We start from the raw sequence: 5,202 nt of genomic DNA, 5'->3' as shown, positions 1-5,202 counted from the left end.
TCCTACATTCCTGCAATGATAAGCCTTGAATTGAACTGTCTGTGATGGCTCTGATACTCGCAATTTATATTGATTTAGCTCTATTGCTCAATTTTACGGGTTAAAAAGCACGCAAACTGGGTTATGAATTTTGCTATTAGTTTACTAGTAGCGGCAATTCATACCTTGTTAGCGCACTTTTTTTCTACATAAAATATAGATCAAAAAATTTAGGTGAACTGGTATTAATCTAGAGCAAAAAAGCAAGATTCAAATTATCCAGCTAGCTGTGGCTAACCACGATTAACCTAATCGCATCTAATTTAATTCGAGCTTGGTTCATGTGCTCAAGTAATTCAACTTGTTGCTGTTTCAGTACGTCGAGTTCTACTGTACGTATACTTGGGTTCACTTTGCTTAGGGCTTCTAGTCGGGTGAGTTCGTCGCCTAATTCTTGTTTCACTTTTTGTAACGCTTGTTCAACAATAGTATCTCGTTGCGCTTGTGCAATCTCTGCCGATTTTTCAATCAGTTGGTGTACTTCTGATTGAAGTGCTGTGGCAAGTTGTGAGGCGACTTGGCGTTTAACCGGTTTAAGCTGTTTGTTTAAGCCGTTAAATGTGACTTTGCTGTTTAGGTCGTTGCCCGCTTTGTCTAGTAATAATCTAACTGGGGTTGGTGGTAAAAAACGTCCCGGTTGGATTTTTTTAGGCGCGCTGGTTTCAACTACATAGATAAGTTCAACTAAGTAGGTACCTTCTGGTAGCGCTTTGTTTGGTAGTACAGCGACGGCGCAGTTACCAACTTCGCCTGAATTGATCATTTCAAAACAGCCTTGAACCATTGGGTGATCCCAGCTTAAAAATCTGACGTCTTCTCGACTCAGTGCGGTTTCTCGATCAAAACTAATTGTCATGCCGTCGTCTGTTAGTTCCGGAAAGTGCGGCTCTAACATGTGTTCGGTTGGGTTAATGGCTAAACACTGTTCGCCTCTATCGTCTTGTTGCACGCCATATACGTCAAACACTTGAAACATGTAGGCCACTAACGAGGTGTCGTCGTCCATTTCGAGCACTTCTTGTGCAATTGCTTCGCCGTCAAATCCTTTGGAGTTTAGCTCAAGGAGTATGTCTCGGCCTTGTTCCATTTGTTGGTTTAGTTCGTCTATCGCTGTTTTTGCATGTGAAATTAGCGGTACTAGCGATACGTCTTGCGGACTCGATTTTGCCAGTATTTCGAGTAGTTCTGAGCTTTGCTCTTCGTATACTTTTATGCCTCCCGGACAGGTATCGGCGTAGGCATTAATGCCGTGGTGTTGCCATTTAAATATGGTTTCGCTGGCTGAGCTGGCAAAATATGGGACGTGAATTTGGATGTCGTGTTTTTGACCTATGCGGTCTAGTCGGCCAATTCGCTGTTCTAATAAATCTGGGTTAAGCGGTATGTCAAATAGCACTAAGTTACGTGAGAATTGGAAGTTTCGTCCTTCTGAACCAATTTCTGAACATATTAGTAGTTGGCAACCTTCTTCTAAATCGGCAAACCATGCTGCAGCTCGGTCGCGTTCTACTATGGTCATGCCTTCGTGGAATACGGCTGAACTTAGGCCGTGTTTAACTCGGACTGCAAGTTCTAGCGCCAGTGCCGTTGAGGCATGGGCACAGATAATTAAGAATTTTTCATGTTTGTTTTGTTTAACCAGTTCGGTTAGCCATTCTACTCTTGGGTCGACCTTCCACCATTCGATGTCGTTGCTAATTGCAGATTGGTATAAAAATTCAGGCGTTAGTAGTGGTTTGATGGCTTTTTCGGATAAGTCGTCTTCGTGACGCGATAACCACCATTCGACCGATGATTGGTATTCTGCTGGCATTTCTAGTTCAACTGGCAGCACGCATCTTTTCGGGAAGCCTTTAACCGATGCTCGGGTATTTCTAAATAGCACTCGACCCGTTCCATGACGATCGATTAGCGTTTTGATTAGGCTTTGACGCGCTGCGGTTCGGCTAGCTTCGTCTGTGTCGTTGGCTTGTAACACTAAGCGTTGTTCTGTGCCTTCTAAGCTGCCAAGGACAGTGAGGTCGGTTGCCGATAGGTCAAGGTTGCCTGAGAGCTTTTTCGCGATTTCGGCTATGCCTTGGTATTCTGATTCTTCGGCGACAAATTTTTCGTAATCGTAAAAACGTTCTGGATCGAGTAAACGTAAACGAGCAAAGTGGCTTTGGTGACCGAGTTGGTCAGGTGTTGCCGTTAGCAGAAGTAGTCCGGCACACACTTTCGCTAAAGCTTCTACTGCTAGGTAGTCTTGACTTGGGGCGTCTTCGCTCCATTTTAGGTGGTGCGCTTCGTCAACTATGACTAAGTCCCATTGTGCTGATTGGGCTTGTTTTAGTCTGACTTCTGATTCTGAAACTAGGCTCAGTGGGCAGATGATAAGTTGTTCGGTTTCGAACGGGTTTTCGTCTGTGTCTTTGTATTCTGCACATCTGGCTTCGTCAAAGATCGCAAATTTAAGATTAAAGCGACGCAACATTTCAACTAGCCATTGGTATTGCAGCGCTTCTGGCAACAAAATTAATACGCGTGATGCGCGCCCTGTCAGCAGTTGTTGATGCAGTATCATGCCTGCTTCAATGGTTTTACCTAATCCGACTTCGTCCGACAGTAATACCCGCGGAGCAACCCTTTGTGCGGTTTCTTTGGCGATATGGAGTTGGTGTGGGATAAGTGAGGTACGCGCACCTGCTAGCCCAACCAGTGGATGCGTTTGGTATTTGTGCTGGTGTTGAAGTGATTCGTATCTGAGTGAGAACCAGTCGTTACGGTCGACTTGACCAGTAAATAGTCTGTCTTGCGGTTTGTTAAATTTAAGGTGATGGTTGATTCGTGTTTCCATTAACTGGGTTAATTCACCCGTTTCTTCATGAGTACCTGTGTAGACAATTAGGCCATCTATTTGATCGACTTCTGTGACGGCTAAACTCCATCCGTCTGCACTTTCTACTTTGTCCCCTATGTTAAAAATAACTCGGGTTAAAGGCGCACTACCGATAACGTATTCTCTTTGTTCACCGGTTGCCGGAAATAACATTGAAATTCGTCTCTGGTTGACCACAACCACAGTTCCTAACCCAAGATCTGACTCTGAATCACTAATCCAACGTTGCCCTAATGCAAATTCACTCATGTTTTTTCTCACTTTCAATTTAGGCGGCGTATGTTACCCAAAGCTAAACCGGCTTTCACGGCCTAAATACAAGATTGGCTCAGTTTTTTGTTCACTTGGTTAATTAAAGTTCAGCTTTAGTAAAAAATGCACTTTTTTTTAAAGTTTTTTCTCCAATTTTTAAAAATCTCAATTTTTTTAGTGGTTTAAATTTAATCATCCCTGCTCTGACTTTATTTTTAACTTATTCAAAAAACATCAAAATTATACTTGCTCTTATGCGCTTTTAGTTTAATAGTAAATACATGGGTATTAGGAAAGTGCCTATCTGGTGAACACTGGTTAATTAGTCTTAGGGGGCATAATGACAAAATCAGCTACCAAAATTTACATCCTCGACACCAATATTCTACTCCACGAACCTTTCGCTTTTTTGAACTTTGAAGAACACGACGTGTTTATTCCAATGACTGTTTTGGAAGAGTTAGATGCGATTAAAGACCGTAAGAAAGATGTCAGCCGAGATGCTCGAATTGCCATTCGCGCATTAGAAGATGCTTTAGTCGATGCCACTCCGGAGCAAATTGCCGAAGGGGTTGATATGTCTCAGTACACAGCTGATCATGGTTCGACCGGTAAGCTTGCGATTTATCCAGACCATTTGCTCAACCAGAAAAATTTAACCTTACCCGGCCCTGAAAACGATAATCGAATTATCAACGCCGCACTCCACTTACAACGAGAGAAAAAGCCCCGCGAAGTGGTGTTAGTGACCAAAGATATTAATATGCGCCTAAAAGCCAAAGGCGCAGGGATGAATAAGGTTGAGGATTATAGAACCGATCAGCTTATCTCTGATATTAAATATTTAAGCACTGGCTATGTCGAAATTGATGGCAGCTTTTGGGATAAGGTCACGAATTGTGAAAGTAAAACCGAAGGCCGAGATGCGGTGCATTCGGTTGAACGGAGTTTATTCACCCAGCCTGTGTTTATTAATCAGTATATTTTTGATAGTTCGCACAGTTTTGCCGGTAAAGTAGTTGCTCACGATGAAAGTAAGGTCGAGCTAGCCGATATTGGCTATGAGCGCTTAATGGGCCGCGAAGCTTGGGGAATTTCACCTAAGAATATTCATCAGGCGATGGCGTTGGATGCTTTGTTAGATACCAGTATTGATTTGGTGTTATTAACTGGCCCAGCAGGTAGTGGTAAAACCCTGTTAGCTTTGGCCGCAGCGCTTGAGATGATAGTTGAAAAAGGGATTTATGAGAAAATCATTGTGACGCGAAATACGCCAGAAATTGCTGAGTCGATTGGTTTTTTACCCGGCACAGAGGAAGAAAAAATGGCACCTTGGTTAGGCGCGATTAATGATTCTCTGGATTTTTTGCATAAGCATGATGAGTGCCGCGACAGCAGCATGAAGTACATAATGGAAAAAGCCAATATTCAGTTTAAGTCAGTTAATTTTATGCGTGGCCGTAGTATTCAAAATTCGATTGTGATTTTGGATGAGTGTCAAAATATGACGTCGTCACAATTAAAAACCATTATTACTCGTGCAGGTGAAGGCACTAAGTTGATTTGTTGCGGTAATTTAGCGCAAATTGATAGTAATTATTTGTCGCCTTTAACTTCGGGTTTAACTTATATAGTTGAACGCTTTAAAGATTTTGAAGGTAGTGCCACTATACATATTGCCGGTGTTATGCGCTCTAAACTCGCTTCTTTTGCTGAGAAGAATTTGTAACAAGCGCGTGTCTCTTGGTTTTCATTTGGGCAAATAGAAAATTTGCTTTAAGCCAAAGTAAGTCTGTTTAGGCTTACTTTTCGGCTTGTTTTATTTCTGCTAAGCGTTTTTCTGAATTTTCTATAATCGTTAATTTTTCGTCATTATTAAGAAAGATCCAATCGGTTCTTTCATCTTTGGTTCGTCCACAGCCACCACAAATATTATCTTGGTTTAATAGGCAGTAGCCGATGCATGGGTTTTTTATATGTTCTGTCATTTAATTTTTTACCACTGGTAAGGGCGCAATGCGATATTTGTAATA

3 protein-coding genes are annotated in these 5,202 nt (G+C 42.1%); 1 reads left to right on the top strand and 2 read right to left on the bottom strand.

All coding sequences use genetic code 11. The features are described 5' to 3' along the window. Positions 1 to 262: 262 nt before the first annotated feature. Positions 263 to 3,166, bottom strand: a complete 2,904-nt coding sequence (gene rapA / locus XM47_RS18580) for an RNA polymerase-associated protein RapA (RefSeq protein WP_048695977.1) — start codon at positions 3,164 to 3,166, stop codon at positions 263 to 265. 343 nt (positions 3,167 to 3,509) lie between these two features. Between rapA and XM47_RS18575 the strand changes: the two genes are divergently transcribed. After that, on the top strand, positions 3,510 to 4,898 hold the full coding sequence (locus XM47_RS18575; RefSeq protein ID WP_048695974.1) for a PhoH family protein: 1,389 nt from the start codon (positions 3,510 to 3,512) through the stop codon (positions 4,896 to 4,898). A 73-nt stretch (positions 4,899 to 4,971) separates the two neighbouring features. On the opposite strand, the gene XM47_RS18570 is transcribed toward XM47_RS18575, so the two are convergent. After that, positions 4,972 to 5,157 (bottom strand): DUF1289 domain-containing protein, encoded by a 186-nt coding sequence (locus XM47_RS18570; RefSeq protein ID WP_048695971.1) that lies wholly within the window; start codon positions 5,155 to 5,157, stop codon positions 4,972 to 4,974. Between the last annotated feature and the right edge of the window lie 45 nt (positions 5,158 to 5,202).

The sequence above is a fragment of the Catenovulum maritimum genome, assembly GCF_001050375.1.
Lineage (GTDB): Bacteria > Pseudomonadota > Gammaproteobacteria > Enterobacterales > Alteromonadaceae > Catenovulum > Catenovulum maritimum.
This window is presented reverse-complemented; position numbering and strand designations above follow the sequence as displayed.

Bases quoted from the DNA above. Each gene is read 5' to 3' on its own strand.
- XM47_RS18575 (WP_048695974.1), top strand. From the start codon at position 3,510: ATGACAAAATCAGCTACCAAAATTTACATCCTCGACACCAATATTCTA.
- rapA (WP_048695977.1), bottom strand. From the start codon at position 3,166: ATGAGTGAATTTGCATTAGGGCAACGTTGGATTAGTGATTCAGAGTCA.
- XM47_RS18570 (WP_048695971.1), bottom strand. From the start codon at position 5,157: ATGACAGAACATATAAAAAACCCATGCATCGGCTACTGCCTATTAAAC.